13 protein-coding genes and 1 other RNA gene are annotated in these 16988 nt (G+C 34.6%); 12 read left to right on the top strand and 2 right to left on the bottom strand.

Annotated elements, in window-relative coordinates; translation table 11 throughout:
- Window positions 1-11 precede the first annotated feature (11 nt).
- The 10 genes from gpmI (at window position 12) to ssrA (ending at window position 10912) form a co-directional block, all read left to right on the top strand.
- Window positions 12-1550 (top strand): 2,3-bisphosphoglycerate-independent phosphoglycerate mutase, encoded by a 1539-nt coding sequence (gene gpmI, locus JK636_RS06130; protein WP_202747934.1) that lies wholly within the window; start codon window positions 12-14, stop codon window positions 1548-1550.
- A gap of 85 nt (window positions 1551-1635) precedes the next feature.
- Window positions 1636-2931 carry a phosphopyruvate hydratase gene (gene eno / locus JK636_RS06125; protein ID WP_202747933.1) on the top strand — a complete coding sequence of 432 codons (1296 nt, stop codon included), beginning with the start codon at window positions 1636-1638 and terminating at the stop codon, window positions 2929-2931.
- Window positions 2932-3030: 99 nt separating this feature from the next.
- A complete protein-coding gene (gene secG, locus JK636_RS06120) occupies window positions 3031-3264 on the top strand; it encodes a preprotein translocase subunit SecG (RefSeq protein WP_202747932.1) in 234 nt (77 codons plus the stop codon).
- A gap of 136 nt (window positions 3265-3400) precedes the next feature.
- A complete protein-coding gene (gene rnr, locus JK636_RS06115; protein ID WP_202747931.1) occupies window positions 3401-5626 on the top strand; it encodes a ribonuclease R in 2226 nt (741 codons plus the stop codon).
- Between the two features lie 326 nt (window positions 5627-5952).
- On the top strand, window positions 5953-6207 hold the full coding sequence (locus JK636_RS06110) for a TM1266 family iron-only hydrogenase system putative regulator (protein ID WP_202747930.1): 255 nt from the start codon (window positions 5953-5955) through the stop codon (window positions 6205-6207).
- Window positions 6207-7256, top strand: coding sequence for a [FeFe] hydrogenase H-cluster radical SAM maturase HydE (gene hydE / locus JK636_RS06105; RefSeq protein ID WP_202747929.1), 1050 nt, complete (start codon window positions 6207-6209; stop codon window positions 7254-7256). Before JK636_RS06110 ends, hydE begins: the two co-directional genes overlap by 1 nt.
- 56 nt (window positions 7257-7312) lie before the next feature.
- Complete coding sequence (gene hydG / locus JK636_RS06100; protein WP_202747928.1) at window positions 7313-8689, top strand: [FeFe] hydrogenase H-cluster radical SAM maturase HydG; 1377 nt, start codon at window positions 7313-7315, stop codon at window positions 8687-8689.
- Window positions 8682-9872, top strand: coding sequence for a [FeFe] hydrogenase H-cluster maturation GTPase HydF (gene hydF, locus JK636_RS06095; protein WP_202747927.1), 1191 nt, complete (start codon window positions 8682-8684; stop codon window positions 9870-9872). Before hydG ends, hydF begins: the two co-directional genes overlap by 8 nt.
- A 61-nt stretch (window positions 9873-9933) precedes the next feature.
- Complete coding sequence (gene smpB / locus JK636_RS06090; protein ID WP_202747926.1) at window positions 9934-10404, top strand: SsrA-binding protein SmpB; 471 nt, start codon at window positions 9934-9936, stop codon at window positions 10402-10404.
- Between the two features lie 151 nt (window positions 10405-10555).
- Window positions 10556-10912, top strand: a transfer-messenger RNA (tmRNA) gene (ssrA, locus tag JK636_RS06085).
- A 307-nt stretch (window positions 10913-11219) separates the two neighbouring features.
- Here the strand turns inward: ssrA and JK636_RS06080 are convergent.
- Both JK636_RS06080 and JK636_RS06075 read right to left on the bottom strand, forming a co-directional pair.
- Window positions 11220-12158 carry an FAD:protein FMN transferase gene (locus tag JK636_RS06080; RefSeq protein WP_202747925.1) on the bottom strand — a complete coding sequence of 313 codons (939 nt, stop codon included), beginning with the start codon at window positions 12156-12158 and terminating at the stop codon, window positions 11220-11222.
- Window positions 12151-13098, bottom strand: coding sequence for a LysR family transcriptional regulator (locus JK636_RS06075; RefSeq protein ID WP_202747924.1), 948 nt, complete (start codon window positions 13096-13098; stop codon window positions 12151-12153). Before JK636_RS06075 ends, JK636_RS06080 begins: the two co-directional genes overlap by 8 nt.
- Window positions 13099-13269: 171 nt before the next feature.
- On the opposite strand from JK636_RS06075, the gene JK636_RS06070 reads away from it, so the two are divergent.
- Both JK636_RS06070 and JK636_RS06065 read left to right on the top strand, forming a co-directional pair.
- Complete coding sequence (locus tag JK636_RS06070; RefSeq protein ID WP_202747923.1) at window positions 13270-13869, top strand: NADPH-dependent FMN reductase; 600 nt, start codon at window positions 13270-13272, stop codon at window positions 13867-13869.
- Between the two features lie 14 nt (window positions 13870-13883).
- The gene (locus JK636_RS06065; RefSeq protein WP_202747922.1) at window positions 13884-16307 is read left to right on the top strand and encodes a flavocytochrome c; all 2424 of its coding nucleotides are present in this window, start codon (window positions 13884-13886) and stop codon (window positions 16305-16307) included.
- Window positions 16308-16988: the final 681 nt, after the last annotated feature.

Here is a 16988-nt window from a genome sequence, read left to right as displayed (position 1 = left end):
GGGGAAAAATGATGTCAAAGAAACCAGTTATGCTAATGATCCTAGATGGATTCGGATTATCAGACAAAGTAGATGGCAACGCAGTAGCTGCAGCAAACAAGCCAAACTTTGATAAATATTATAAAGAATACCCTCACACAGAGCTTGGTGCCAGCGGAATGGATGTTGGACTTCCAAGAGGGCAAATGGGAAATTCAGAGGTAGGACATCTTAATATAGGTGCAGGAAGAATAATATATCAGGAATTGACAAGAATAACTAAAGCAATAGAAGATGGTGATTTCTTTGATAAGACTGAGTTTAATGAAGCTGTTGATAAAGCTTTAAAGACTGGAAATTCACTTCATCTTTTAGGTCTTTTATCAGATGGTGGTGTTCACTCACACATAGATCACCTAAAAGCTCTTATCAAATTAGCAAAGAACAAGGGACTAAAGAAAATCTATGTTCATGCTTTTCTTGATGGAAGAGATGTTCAGCCTGGTTCTGCTAAGAATTTCATAATCGAACTAGAAGATTACATGAAAGAGCTTGGTGCAGGAAAAATAGCAACTTTATCTGGAAGATACTATGCAATGGATAGAGATAAACGCTGGGAAAGAGTTCAATTGGCTTATAATGCTATTGTACTTGGACAGGGTGAAACAGCACATTCAGCTGCAGAAGCCATAGAAAAGTCATATCATGACAATAAGACTGATGAATTTGTTCTTCCAACAGTAATTATAGAAAATGGAGCTCCAACTGGAAAAATAGAAAATGGAGATTCAGTTATTTTCTTTAATTTTAGGCCAGATAGAGCTAGAGAGATTACTAGAGCAATTAATGATAAAGTATTCGATGGTTTTGAAAGAGAAACCTTAGACTTAAATTATGTGTGCATGACCCAATATGATAAAACTTTGGAGAATGTTACTGTTGCCTTTAAGCCTGAATCATACTCTAATACAATAGGAGAATACGTAAGTAGACTAGGCAAGAAACAGCTTAGAATTGCTGAAACAGAAAAGTATGCACATGTAACTTTCTTCTTCAATGGCGGAGTTGAAGCTCCAAATGAAGGTGAAGATAGAGCCTTAATTCAATCTCCTAAGGTTGCAACTTATGACCTTCAGCCAGAAATGAGTGCTTATGAGCTTACTGATGAGCTTGTGAGAAGAATTGACACAGATGAGTATGATATGATAATCTTAAACTACGCAAATCCAGATATGGTAGGACATACCGGTGTATTTGAAGCTGCTAAGAAAGCTATAGAAGCAGTAGATGTATGCCTTGGAAGAGTGGTAGAGAAGATACTTGAAAAGGATGGTACAGTATTTATTACTGCAGACCATGGAAATGCTGAGCAGATGATAGATTACTCAACAGGAGAACCTATGACAGCTCACACAACAGATCCTGTTCCATATCTTTATGTTTCAAAGCAAGCAAAAGGCAGAGCACTTAGGTCAGGAGGAGTATTAGCTGACATAGCTCCTACTATGCTTGATGCAATGGAACTTGAGTCTCCAGCAGAAATGACTGGAAAATCTCTAATAATAAAATAATATTTAGCTAATCTACTGTGGAATAAAAATTTATTATTCCACAGAGACTATACATATTTGAAAGTTTGAAAGGAGTTTTTTTAAAATGAAAATTCATGTAGACATCGTAGACGTTGTTGCAAGACAAATTCTTGACTCAAGATGCTTCCCAACTGTAGAGGTAGAAGTAACTCTTGAAGACGGAACTATAGGAAGAGCTGCTGTTCCATCAGGAGCATCAACAGGTATATTTGAAGCTGTTGAGTTAAGAGATGATGACAAAGCAGTGTATAATGGAAAAGGTGTTCTTAAAGCTGTAGAAAATGTAAATAACGTTATAGCTTCAGAATTAATTGGAATGAACGTATTTGATCAAGTAGCTATAGACAAAGCTATGATAGCACTTGATGGAACAAAAAATAAAGGAAACTTAGGAGCAAATGCAATGCTAGGTGTATCACTTGCTGTTGCACACGCTGCTGCTAACTACCTTGGATTACCTTTATATCAGTATGTAGGCGGAGTTAATGCAAAAGTTTTACCAGTTCCAATGATGAACATCATCAATGGCGGAAAGCATGCTGACAACAATGTGGATCTTCAAGAATTCATGATAATGCCTGCAGGAGCATCATCCTTTAGTGAAGCATTAAGAATGAGTGCTGAAGTTTACCATGCTTTAAAATCATCCTTAAAGTCAAAAGGATATGAAACTGGAGTTGGCGATGAAGGTGGATTCGCTCCAAACCTAAAGTCAAACGAAGAAGCTATCACTGTTATAATAGAAGCTATCCAAAAAGCTGGATATACTCCAGGAAAAGATATATTTATAGCACTTGACCCAGCTTCCTCAGAATTATTTGAAGATGGAAAGTACAACTTAAAAGGAGAAGGAAAAGTTCTTACTCCAGCTGAAATGGTTGACTTCTATGTTGACTTAGTAAATAAATACCCAATAATCTCTATCGAAGATGGTATGGCAGAAGAAGATTGGGAAGGTTGGAAGTTAATAACTGAAAAACTTGGTAACAAAATTCAATTAGTTGGAGACGATCTATTCGTAACTAACACTGAAAGATTATCAATGGGAATTGAAAGAGCTACTGCTAACTCAATTCTTATAAAGCTTAACCAAATCGGAACATTAACTGAAACTCTTAACGCTATAGAAATGGCTGAAAGAGCTGGTTATACAGCAGTTATTTCTCATAGATCAGGAGAAACAGAAGATACTACAATAGCTGATTTAGTTGTAGCTATGAATGCAGGACAAATTAAAACTGGAGCTCCTGCAAGAAGTGAAAGAGTTGCTAAATACAACCAACTTCTAAGAATCGAAGAAGAATTAGGAGATATGGCTGAATACAGAGGAATAAACGCTTTCTACAATATAAAGAAGTAATTTAAAAGTGAGGCTTGCCTCACTTTTTTTCATAAGTGTTGTATTATATAGTTTATTGTGGTAGAATATGACTGTATAACTTTATGGGAGGTATATGACATGAGAATTGCACTTATAGTTGCTCTTGTAATTATTTCTATAGTATTAATAGTTTCTGTCCTTATGCAGCCAAGCAAATCAAATGGATTATCTGGACTTGTGGGTGGTGGAAGCACAGATACATACTACAGCAAAAATAAGACTAAGACTTATGAGGCTGTTATGGCAAGAATCACGGTTATTACTGCTATATTATTTGCTTTAGATGTAATAGCACTAAATTTGATAAAATAATTCTACACTAAAGTATAGTCTGTTGGCTGTACTTTTTTATTTTGCTTTTTAGTTAAAATTAAATTACATATTAGGAATATATATTGAAATTATACAAAAAATAAAGAAATAAATAATGAAATGGAGTGATTTTATATTGAATATTAGGGAAACTGTTGTTGAATTTATGAGAGAAAAAGCTTACAAGCCTATGTCTATTTATGAACTTGCAAGTGGAGTTGGAATAAGCAAAGATGAATTTGATATGTTTCAAGATGTTATTATAGAGATGGAAAAGGATGGAGAAGTTATAAGAAATAGAGCAGACTATTACGGAGTTCCTGAAAAGATGGGGCTGGTAGTAGGAAAGCTTCAAGGTCATCAAAAGGGATATGGTTTTGTGATACCAGAGATAAATGAACCAGATGTATTTATACCAATTTCCAGTATGAATGGAGCTATGCATAGTGATAAGGTTATATGTAAAGTAACAAGGGAAGAACAGGGAGGAAAAAGAAGAGAAGGGGAAATTATTAGAATACTTCAAAGAGGCAGTAAAACTGTAATAGGAACTTACGAAGACAGTAAAAACTTCGGATTTGTTGTTCCTGATGACAAAAGAATATATCAAGATATATTTATACCTAAAAGTGACAGGAATGGAGCCAAAACAGGTCAAATTGTAATTGCAGAAATAACAACCTGGCCGGATAAGAGAAGGAATCCAGAAGGAAGAATCAAGGAGATATTGGGAGACAAAGGGGATAAAGGCATTGATATTCTTACTATAATAAAAAAGCATGGTCTTCCGGAAGAATTTCCTCCTAAGGTTGAGAAGTTTGCTGAAGGGATACTAAATGAAATACCTGAAGAAGAATACAGTAGACGTGAAGATATAAGAAATCTTAGAATGGTTACAATAGATGGAGAAGATGCAAAGGACCTAGATGATGCAGTTTCCATAGAAAAATTATCAAATGGAAACTATAGATTAGGAGTTCACATAGCTGATGTATCACATTATGTCAGGGAGAAAAATCCTCTTGACAAGGAAGCTTTAAAAAGAGGAACTTCTGTTTATTTAATTGACAGAGTTATACCGATGCTTCCTAAAAAGCTTTCAAATGGCATATGCAGTTTGAACCCTAAGGTTGACAGGCTTGCATTGACTTGTTTTATGGAAATTGACAGATCAGGTAAGGTACTTGACAGTAAAATAGCCGAAACTGTAATTAAAACAAGTGAAAGAATGACGTATACCGATGTTACTAAGATATTAAAAGATAAAGATGAAGAGCTTATAAAAAGATACGATTACCTATATGAAGATTTTAAAGCAATGGAAGATCTGTGCAATATTCTTCATAAAAAGAGAATGGGCAGAGGTGCAATAGATTTTGAATTTGAAGAAAGCAAAATAATACTAAATGATAAAGGCAAACCCATAGATATTAAGCCTTATGAAAGAGAAATAGCAAACAGGATAATTGAAGAATTCATGCTTGTATGTAATGAAACCATTGCAGAGCATATATTTTGGGCTAATCTTCCTTTTGTGTATAGAATACATGAAGACCCAGATGAAGAAAAGCTTAGTATATTTAATGAATTTGTTCACAATTTAGGCTATGCAGTAAAATGGACTAATGATATTCATCCTAAATCTCTTCAAGAGGTTATAGAAAAGGTAAAAGGAAAGAAGGAAGAAACGGTTGTAAGTACCTTACTTCTTCGTTCAATGAAGCAGGCGAAATACTCTCCAGAGTGTGTGGGGCATTTTGGCCTGGCGGCAAGGTACTATTGCCATTTTACTTCACCCATAAGAAGATACCCTGACTTAATAATTCATAGAATTATTAAGGAGTATATAAATGGTCAAATTGATGAATCAAGGAATTCAAGACTTACTAAGGAAGTTGAATATGCTTCAAAACAATCATCTGATATGGAAAGAATAGCTCAAGATGCAGAGAGAGAAGTAGATGATTTAAAGAAGGCTGAGTATATGGCTGATAGAATCGGTCAGGTTTATGAGGGTATTATATCCTCTGTTACTAGCTTCGGTATTTTTGTTGAGCTGCCTAATACAATAGAAGGCTTAGTTCATATCAGTAATATGGAAGATGACTATTATGTATTTGATGAAAAGCATTTATGTCTTATAGGTGAAAAAACTAAAAATATGTATAGACTAGGTGATGAAGTTAAAATAAAAGTCACAAAGGTTGATATAGATTTTAGAGAAATTTATTTTGACTTATATGATGAGGAAGAAGAAAATACAAAGGGAAAAGAAATTGGTGAAAGTAAAGTTTATCCTATAATATCTGTAGACGAATTTGAGCAAGAAAGCACATTAAACCTAAGTGAAAATATGGATTAGTTAATAGCTGCCTTCATAGTTATATTGAAACTATGAAGGCAGCTTTATTATTTTATTTTTACAAATAATAAAAATAGTTTGACATTTATACAAGAGGATTGATAAAATAATAACATAGTTTAGTCAAGCAATTAGAGAGTATTCTCTATATATTTGATTGTATTAAAAATTTTGTGCCTAACAGAAAAGATAATTCTAATCTGAAAGGAAAGAAGTAATACGAAGTTTTTAGGCTGCTTTAGGCAAGTCTAAGTTTTTGCGTATAAATTCTGCTTTCCTTTAAAGAGGAAGGCTTTTTTATTTGCCTTTGAAAGGGGATAGAACACATGAAAAAAATAGCTGTAATTAGTGCTATTCTGGAAGAGCCAAAGCATTGTCAAAAAGAATTTAATGATGTGATTTCAAATTTTAAAGGTTTAATCAAAGGAAGAATGGGCATACCCTTTGAGGAAGAAGGTATTGCAGTAATATCATTAACCGTTGTAGGTGAGTTAAACGATATCAATAGCTTAACTGGAAAGCTTGGTAATATAGAGCATGTATCAGTAAAAACAGCCATTTCTAAGAAGGAGATTCAGTAATGAAAGTTTTAATAGACAAGCTATATACACATAACTATTTAAGCAGAGAAGAACTTTTAACTCTCCTAAATAGTATGACTGAAAATGATAAAGAGTTTCTAATTAATAAGGCTCATGAAACACGTATGAAACATTATGGAGATAAGGTCTTTATGAGAGGTCTAATAGAATTCACCAATTACTGCAAAAGAAACTGTATGTACTGCGGCATAAGGGCGGCAAACAAATATGCAGACAGATATAGGCTAACTATAGAAGAAATCCTTGAAGCCTGTGAAGAAGGGTATAACTTGGGATATAGAACCTTTGTACTCCAAGGTGGAGAAGATGATTATTATGGCGATGACTTAATTGTTATGATTGTTGAAAAAATAAAACAAAAATATCCTGATTGTGCCGTAACTTTGTCTATTGGAGAAAGAAGCTGTAAGTCCTATGAAAAATATTTTAAAGCAGGAGCGGACAGATACTTGATGAGGCATGAAACGGCTTCTGAAGAACTCTATAAAAGACTGCATCCGGGCATGACATTGGAAAATAGGAAAAAATGCTTAAGGGAATTAAAAGATATAGGCTATCAGGTTGGTGCAGGCTTTATGGTAGGGCTTCCTAATCAGACTAATGAAGACTATGTAAATGATTTGATGTTTTTAAAAGAACTTGAGCCTCACATGGTGGGTATAGGTCCTTTTATACCACATAAAGATACACCGCTTAAAGGTGAGCACGGTGGAACTGTAGAAACTACGATAATAATGCTTGCATTGGTAAGGCTGCTGCTTCCAAATGTGCTTTTGCCAGCTACTACAGCTTTAGGCAGCATAGATCCAATTGGAAGAGAAAAGGGAATTAAAGCAGGAGCAAATGTAGTTATGCCTAATTTATCACCGTTAAGTGTAAGAAAGAAATATGCTTTATATGACGGAAAAATATGTACAGGGGATGAAGCAGCAGAGTGTAGAATGTGCATAGAAGGAAGGATAAAAAGAGCAGGATTTTCAGTTGATATGTCAAGGGGAGATAATACAGCATGGTCTCGCAGCAGTTAGGTTAAGTTAAGCAGTTTATACGATGAATTAATAATTAATTAAATGGAGGGATAAATATGTTTATTGATCATGAATATATAGAGAGTTTACTTAAGGAAGCTAAAAATGCTACAACAGAAGATATAGCTGAGGTATTAAACAAAGCTAAAGATAGAAGAGGACTTTCACATAAAGATATTGCTGTACTGCTTCAAATTGAAGATAAGACCCAAGAAGAAAAGATGTTTAAAATAGCGGGTGCAATAAAGGAATCTATATACGGAAATAGAGTTGTTGTTTTTGCACCATTATATATAAGCGATTACTGCGTAAATAATTGTACTTACTGTGGATATAGAAGAGACAATAAATTTTCAAGAAGAAAACTTACTAAAATAGAAATTGAAGAAGAGGTTAAACTTTTAGAAAAGATGGGACATAAAAGACTTGCTTTAGAAGTTGGGGAAGATCCTGTTAACTGCGATATAGATTATGTATTAGAAGCAATTGATACAATATATAATACTCAAAATGAAAAGGGAAATATCAGAAGAATAAATGTTAACATTGCAGCAACTACAGTTGAAAACTATAGAAGGCTTAAGGAAGCTAAAATAGGAACCTATATCTTATTCCAAGAAACCTATCATAAGCCTACTTATGATAAGGTTCATCCAAAGAGCATGAAGGGAGACTATGAATATCATCTTACAGCCTTTGATAGAGCTATGGAAGCAGGTATTGAGGATGTTGGAGGAGGAGTTTTATTTGGACTTTCAGATTACAAGTTTGAGGTTTTAGCCTTAATGCTGCATAATGAACATTTGGAAGAAAATTATGGAGTAGGCTTCCACACTATATCAGTACCAAGACTTAAAAAAGCTGAAGGAATGAACTTGACTGATTTTCCTAATTTAGTAGATGATAATAGCTTTAAGAAAATAGTAACTATACTTAGAATTGCAGTACCTTTTACAGGTATAATTTTATCTACAAGAGAAAGTGCTCAAATGAGAAGAGAGCTTATTAAATATGGTGTATCACAGGTCAGCGCAGGCTCAAATACAGGTGTAGGCGGCTATAAAGAGCATGAAAAAGGAAACAGTGTAGACCAATTTGATGTAGCTGATCACAGAAGTCCCCTTGAGGTTTTAAAGGAATTAATTGACGATAAGCACCTTCCAAGCTATTGCACAGCCTGCTACAGAAGCGGAAGAACAGGTGATAGATTCATGCGGCTTGCAAAATCAGGTCAAATACAAAATGTATGTGCTCCAAATGCAATGATGACTTTAATGGAATTTGTTATGGATTACGGTGATGAAGAGCTTTATAAAAAAGCAGAGGCACTCATTAAAGAAGAAGCAGACAAGATTAAAAGAGAAGATATAAAAAAACTTCTTCTAAATAATATAGAAAGAATAAAGATGGGAGAAAGAGATTTATATGTTTAGTACGCCAAATGCAGAGAGAACACATATAGCTATCTTTGGAAAAACTAATTCAGGAAAATCCTCTCTTTTAAATGCAATAATAGGTCAGGATATATCAATTGTATCCTCTGTGAAAGGAACAACTACAGACCCTGTAAGCAAAGCTATGGAATTAATACCATATGGTCCCGTAGTTTTTATCGACACCGCCGGTCTTGATGATTCAACAGAGCTTGGAGAACTTAGAGTAAAAAGAAGCTTAAAAACTCTTCAGAAAACAGATTTTGCTATATATGTTATAGATGGTGAGGATAATGAAGAAGAGGAATACAATGAGTTTATAAAAAGATTTGAAAAATATAATATACCTTACATGATTGTTATAAATAAAATTGATAAGCTCTCCGAAGATGAGATTATAAAGTTAAGAAACACATATAAAGAAGCTGTTTTAGTTTCAGCCAAAGAAGAAAAGAATATTTTGTTTTTAAAGGATGAATTAATAAAAAGACTTAATGAGGGGGCAGCAGAAGAGACTATAGCAGGAGATATAGTGCCTTACAATGGCAAAGTTATAATGGTGGTTCCTGTTGATTCTGAAGCACCTAAAGGCAGAATTATACTTCCTCAGGTGCAGCTTTTAAGAGACTGCCTGGATCATGGAATAAAAAGCTATGTAGTTAGAGATACTGAACTTGAATCTGCAATTCAGGATATTAATAATCCGGATTTAGTTGTTACAGATTCACAAGCTTTTAAAAAGGTAAGTAAAATTGTTCCGAGAGATATAAAACTCACAAGCTTTTCAATATTATTTGCAAGGTATAAAGGTGACTTAAAGGCTTTTGTGGATGGGGCAAGAAAAGTAGAGGATCTTGATGAAAACTCAAAAATACTTATTTCAGAAAGCTGCACCCATAACCATTCCCATGAGGATATAGGAAGAGTAAAGATACCAAAACTTCTTAACAAACACTTAGGAAAAGAACTTAATTATGAGTTCAAGATGGGACAGGATTTTCCGGAGGATATAGAAAAGTACGATCTAATAATACATTGCGGTTCCTGCATGCTAAATAAAAAGACTATGCTTACAAGAATTGATATGTGTTCTGAAAAGAAAGTAAGCATAACAAATTACGGCGTTATTTTAGCATATCTGAATGGAATACTAGACAGAACCACAGAAATGTTTGACTGTTGACTTGTTCCACATTTTGTAATATAATTATAATCTACTAATAGCTTATAAAGATGGTGGTTTTATGGCAAAGGACAAGAGCAACAATACTCTTGCAGAAAACAGAAAAGCGTGGCATGACTATTTTATAGAAGAAACCTATGAAGCAGGAATTGCTCTTGTTGGTACTGAAGTCAAATCAATAAGAGCTGGTAAGGTAAATTTGAAAGATAGTTATGCAGAAGTTAGAAATGGAGAAGTCTTTGTTAGAAATATGCATATAAGTCCTTATGAAAAAGGAAACATATTTAATAAGGACCCCTTAAGAGACAGAAAACTTCTTCTTCATTCAGGTGAAATTGACAAGTTAACTGGATTTGTAGCTCAACAAGGGTATACTTTAATACCTCTATCACTTTATTTAAAGAATGGAAGAGTAAAGGTCGCTTTAGGTGTTGCTAAAGGAAAGCATAACTATGACAAAAGAGATACAATGCTAGAAAAGGCTGCTAAAAGAGATATAGATAGGCAGATGAAGGAAAGAATGAAACAGTAAATAAATTAAGAGAGTTTTTCCTTATATTTATTATTGCTTATCTATATAATATACTGTATTATAGTAAATGTAGTTGAGACATGAGAGGAAAATAAAATTAAATAGTTAACTTAAGATACACTTAATACTCTCTATGTACTCCATATAATATGGGGGCGTACTTGGTTTCGACGGGGGTAAGGGGTATCTAGGAAGCGAGTCGAGGGAACCTGTGGACCCGCGTTAAAAAACTATGGGATTAAATATAAACGCTAAAAACGATAATTTAGCTTTAGCAGCTTAGTCTGCTAACGTCAGACCGGTAGTACCGCGGACCGGAGCCTGGCGCCGACAGCGGTGAAACGAGCCTGTGTAAGCTTTGCCACAGGAACGGGATTTATGAAGCTACTGAAACCAAAAGCCTGTCCTTAGGCGTTTGGCAGAGGGAATGTAAAACTAAGGACTGCACTCGGAGATGCTTAGGTATGTCTGCTTTCGGACAGGGGTTCGACACCCCTCGCCTCCACCATGAAATCCACGACCATTTGTATGTGGCTTAAATAGCTGCTTATGGGTGGTCGTGGTTTTTTATTGTTATGGTTTTCCTCCACCACTGATATGTACAAAAAAGATGATAAGGTTGATATCTACCTTATCATCTTTTTTGTACTATAACTGATTCTGTATAAGTGTTAATGATTGTTTTTAGGTCACTAGCACTTTTTTCATTTATAGCATTTATATTATTAATTAAGGTTTTGTTTAAGAGTACTGTTGAAATTGAGGTTTTATCATTCTCGGTTACAACAATGAACACCACCTTATTCTTTGGAACATTACATTGTTAATGGATATATTTTTCCTATAAGATTATCTGTATAGGCTAGTTTTCCATCCACAGTTATTACAACAGCACCCATCCCCTTAATGCTATTAACTCTACGAATAATTGAAGCAGCATCTAATCCAAACAATTTTGTAGTATATATATCGCAGTCTAGGGATTTATCAGCAATAATAGTTAAAGAAGCTATATTGCTTACTATTGGATAGCCTGTTTTGCTGTCAAATATATGGTGGTATCTACTGCCATCCTTTTCAAACACTCTCTCATATATTCCTGAGGTTACAACGGATTGATCTTTTATTTTCACAAGTGCCACCGAATTTCCTCTTGGTAGAAATGGATTTTGTATTCCCACATTCCAGTCATCTCCTTCGGATGGTGATTCTCCAAAAACCAGAACATTACCTCCCATATCTACCATAGCTGAAACAGCTCCATTTTCCTTAAATAAATCCATAACTTTATCAGCAAAATAGCCCTTAGCTATGGCTCCAAGGTCTATCTCAATGCCTTTTTTCAAGAAATACACGGTCTTTTTTTCATCATCTAGTTGTATATTTTCAGGCTTTAAAAGATCCAGTACCTTTACTATAGCTTCTTTCTCAGGTACATGTGCCTCCTTAAAACCTATTCTCCATAATTTTATTAATGGACCTATTGCAATATTTAAATATGTATTCTCACATAGACTATGTTCTTTTCCTATTCCTATCAGCTCATACAATTCCTCATCTACTTTTTGTGGAGCCAATGAAGCTGCTTTTTTTAGCATGGCAAGCTGTGAGGTATCACTGTTGGCACTAAAGACTTCTTCATAATGAATCAGCATATCGCAAGCCTTTTCTGCAAGCTTTTCAGCAGCATCTCCCTTTATATATAGAGAGATTTTTGTTCCCATAAGATATATTATCTTCCTATACTCATTCATTTTGCTCTCCTATATTGAAATTATTTTGACCATGAGTTAGAAATGCTTCTATAAGATCTTTATCAACGGCAGTTAGTTTTTTTTCACTGTGATATGCTATAAAATAATCTAAACTCAGCTCATCAATTGGAATTTCATATATATTGTATTCAGATGGACACTCCTTTACATAGATGCTTTCTGGTATAAAGGTCAGTCCTAAATTACTGGTTGCAAGGTTAAGTACAGTATTTATTTCGGTGCTTTCCATTATGATTTTGGGTTCCGCCTTATAAAGGCTTAATAACTGGTCTATCTGCTTTCTTATAGCAGAACCCTTGGAAGTTAGTATCAGCTTTTCACACAATATCTTGTTTATGTCCATAGTTCCTTCTGGAATAATGGCCACGTCTTTCTGATATAGATCACAGCAGCGAGGAATAACAGCACGGTATCTGTGTCTGCCCCAAGTAATGGAGTTTAAGTTGGGAGAAATATTTCTTGAATTTTGTCCAAGCCAAAAATCCAATTCACCATTCTGAGTTAGTTTTTCATTTTTTTCTGGTAAAGACTCTGAAAGCTCTATTTTGCAGTTTGGATGCATAACTAAAAATTTTGGTAAAAAAAGAGGTAAAAGATAGGTTCCAAGGCTAGGAAGCACTCCTATCTTGATAACCTTGCTATCTATATCTGACACAGCTGATATTTCTCTAAGCAGTTTAGCATAATTATTTTCTATTGAAGTTAAATACTGATAATATATCTTTCCCTGCTCGGTTAATCGATATGGCAGATTGCTACGATTGATAAGCTCACAGTTTAACTGACTTTCTACCCTTTTAATAACCTGTGTCAAGTAAGGTTGAGAAATATAAAGTGATTTGGCAGCCTTGCCATAATTACTGTACTTTAAAATGGCATCAATATAATATAAAATATCCTGAGAGTAGTATTTTGACATTTAATTCATCCTTTTGTGAAACAATTAACTTATTTTTTATTGTGTTTGATTATAACAAATATGTTATCAAACTTCAATAAATAACTATTAGATATAATATATTCAACATGTTAAAATTATATCAAACAATTACTGAAGTTATGAATTTTGAAATACAGAAAGGGGATTACTATGAAATATTTAGCAATTGTAGGTACTAACTCAGATGTGTCAACTAATCGTATGCTGCTTCAATTTATGCAGAAGCATTTTTCTCATGAGGCAGAGATAGAACTATATGAAATTAAGGCTTTACCTGCCTTTAATGAACCAGAGGATTCTGATATTCCTGAAAAGGTAGCAGAATTATCTGATAAAATTCTTAAATCAGATGGAGTAATAATAGCAACTCCAGAGTATGATCATGCAATACCTGCGGTTTTAAAGAGTGCTCTTGAATGGATTAGTTACACAAGTCAAGCACTTACTGACAAGCCTGTTTTAATTGTGGGAGCTTCCCTTGGTACACTTGGTTCTTCTCGTGCACAGGCACATCTTAGACAAATACTTGATTCGCCTGAGCTTGCTGCCAGAATCATGCCAAGTAGTGAATTCCTTTTAGGAAAATCACAAGGTGCATTTGACAGCCAAGGAAATCTTATTTATTTAGACAAGCTATCAGAGCTAGAGGAAATTTTCAGAGAGTTTCTTCTATTTACAGATATTACATCAAAACTTTTAGCAGAAAAAGTTTTAAATAAAAAAGTTAAAAAATTCACTTGGCAAGAGTAGGAGGATTAATATCAATGAAATTTATAGCAATTGTTGGAACTAGTGCAAAAAGATCATATAATCGTAAACTCCTTCAGTTTATGAAAAAATACTTTGAGTCAAAGGCAGAAATAGAGGTACTTGAGATTACAGATGTTCCTATGTTTAATCAATTTGATAATCAGTCCTCCAGTGAAGTGATACAGATGTTCAATGATAAGATTATAGCAAGTGATGGTGTTATTATAGCTACTCCTGAGTATAATCACTCAATACCATCTAGTCTTAAAAGCTTAATTGAATGGCTAAGCTTTGATCTTCATCCACTTGCTGGCAAACCAGTAATGATCCTTGGTGCTTCCCTTGATACTCAAGGTTCTTCTCGTGCACAGCTACATCTTCGTCAAATCCTAGATGCACCAGGTGTTGACGCAAATGTAATGCCAGGATATGAGTTTTTACTTGGAAGCGCAAATAAAGCATTTGATGAGCAAGGTAATCTAAACAATGAAAGAACCATAGATTTCCTAGAAATATGCTTCCTACGCTTTATGCGTTTTGCAAAGATTTCAAATCAGCTAAACGAAGAAGAAGAGTTTACCTTCAAACCAGGAGTATATGAGGTAAGTGCAATGGGGCACAGCGGAAGTCTTCCAATGAAAGTATCTTTTAGTGAGAACAGAATAGAAGGTATAGATATAAATACAGAGGGTGAGACAGAAGGGCTTGCAGATGTAGTTTTTGTAAGAATACCAGATAAAATAATCGAAGGACAGACATTAAATGTTGATGCTCTTTCAGGTGCTTCAGAAACTAGTAATGCCGTAATTGACGGTGTAGCAAAAGCAGTTAAGCTTGCAGGAGTTAATCCTGATATACTTAAGAGACGTCCAAAGCCTGCTAGCAGCTTAATCAAAGAAGACGAAGAATATACTTGTGATGTAGTAGTTGTAGGCGGAGGCGGCGCTGGACTAAGTGCAGCTGCAACAGCACTGCAAAATGGTGCAAGTGCTATTGTTCTTGAGAAATATCCAGCAGTAGGTGGAAATACCATACGTTCAGGTGGTCCTGTCAATGCTGCAGATCCAGAGTGGCAGATGCAGTTTGAAGAAAATCCAGGAGAAAGACATACTATTGAAGCACTACTAGATACAGATGAGAGCTTAATTCATCCAGAATATATAGAGGATTTCCGTGCACTTAGAAAAGAGTTTTCAGCTTATCAGGAAAGGTTTGGTACACAAAAGGGACATCTATTTGACTCTCCACTACTTCACAGAATGCAAACATATTTTGGTGGTAAAAGAACTGACCTTAGTGGCAACACTATATACGGACAATATGACCTGGTAAAGATACTTACAGACAGAGCTTTAGAAAGTGTTAAATGGCTAGAGGAAATAGGGGTGGAGTATGATAAGAGCATAGTATTTGCTCCTGTTGGTGCACTTTGGCGTCGTGGTCATAAGCCTACCAAAAGCCATGGCTCATCATTTATACTTGCACTAACAAAATATGTACAAGATAACTCAGGAAAAATCATTACTGATAGCCCTGTAAAAGAATTAATTATAGAAGATGGTGAAATAAAAGGAGTTATAGCAACTGGTGTTAATGGCCAAAAGATAACTGTTCATGCAAAAGCAGTAGTGCTTGCAAGTGGTGGTTTTGGTGCAAACACAAAGATGCTAAAAGAATACAACACTTACTGGAGTGAAATTGCTGATGATATAAAAACTACTAATTCCTACGCTATGACTGGTGATGGAATATTACTTGGTAAATCTGTAGGAGCAGCACTTACAGGAATGGGCTTTACCCAAATGATGCCTGTAGCTGATCCTGAAACTGGTGAATTATTTAGTGGACTTCAAGTACCTCCTGAAAACTTTGTAATAGTTAATAAGGAAGGAAAAAGATTTATTAATGAATTCTCTGGAAGAGATGTTTTAACAAAAGCTGCTATTGGACAGGGTGGGTTATTCTACCTTATAGCCGATGATGAAATAAAGAAAACTGCAGCTAATACAAGTCAAGAAAAGATAGACCGTCAGGTAGAAGCTGGCACTCTGTTTAGAGCAGATACCCTAGAAGAGCTAGCAGTAAAAGTTGGTATGGATCCTGCAATTCTTATAGACACTATTAATAAATATAATTCATATGTTGATGCAGGCTTTGATCCAGAATTCCATAAGGATACATTTAGCTTAAAAGTTTTAAAAGCACCGTTTTATGCTACTCCTAGAAAGCCAGCAATTCATCATACAATGGGTGGACTTAAGATAGATACTAAAGCCCACGTATTAGACGAAAATGATAAATCAATTAAAAATCTTTATGCTGCTGGAGAAGTTGCTGGAGGTATCCATGCAGGTAACCGTCTTGGCGGTAATGCATTAACTGATATATTTACCTTCGGAAGAATTGCTGGTAAAACTGCAGTTGAAGAAATGAAATAGCTAATGTTTAGATAATTAAAATAAGAAATTTCAATTCCCCATTCGGGCCTAAACGACTGAATGTATAAACTGTCAAGGAGCAAGATACAAAGACGAAGAGCCTATGACACGCATAAGTAAAAATGCGGTTATAGGCTCTTTCTTTTTGAATTGCGCAGCACTGGGGATGTAGAAAGATTTGTTTGAAAATAAATCTACTACATCCTTTTTTAAATTAACTAGTGGTGGATTTGGAATAATATTATTTAAATAGAGGGGGATTCAAAATGAAAGAAATTGAGTCACCTAATATAAATTATTAAGAAGAAATAAAAAAGTGCAAAACCATGGATGATGTGGTAGGTAAAAATGGATTGATGCAAAAATTATTAAAAGATGTTATCTTTAGGATACATATACAAAATGTTACGGTGGAAAAATTTGCACATGAATATCTTGTGGATTTTAAAGGTCGTGCTTCGCCTCCACCATACATATATGCAACCGCCTGTAGATGGCTTTAACAGCTGCTTACAGGCGGTTGTATTTTTTCGAAGAGTGAGAGTGTAAAAAATGAGGGGATGTATATTTTCAGTAGTATAAGGGTTAATTGAAGTAGATATATTTATATTTATGGAAAAGTATGAGGAATATTTAATGTTAAAGCTGAGGTTTAAAGAGAAAATAAATAAACGAGTGATA

The sequence above is a fragment of the Clostridium rhizosphaerae genome (assembly GCF_016765585.1).
GTDB lineage: Bacteria > Bacillota > Clostridia > Clostridiales > Clostridiaceae > Clostridium_AT > Clostridium_AT rhizosphaerae.
This window is presented reverse-complemented; position numbering and strand designations above follow the sequence as displayed.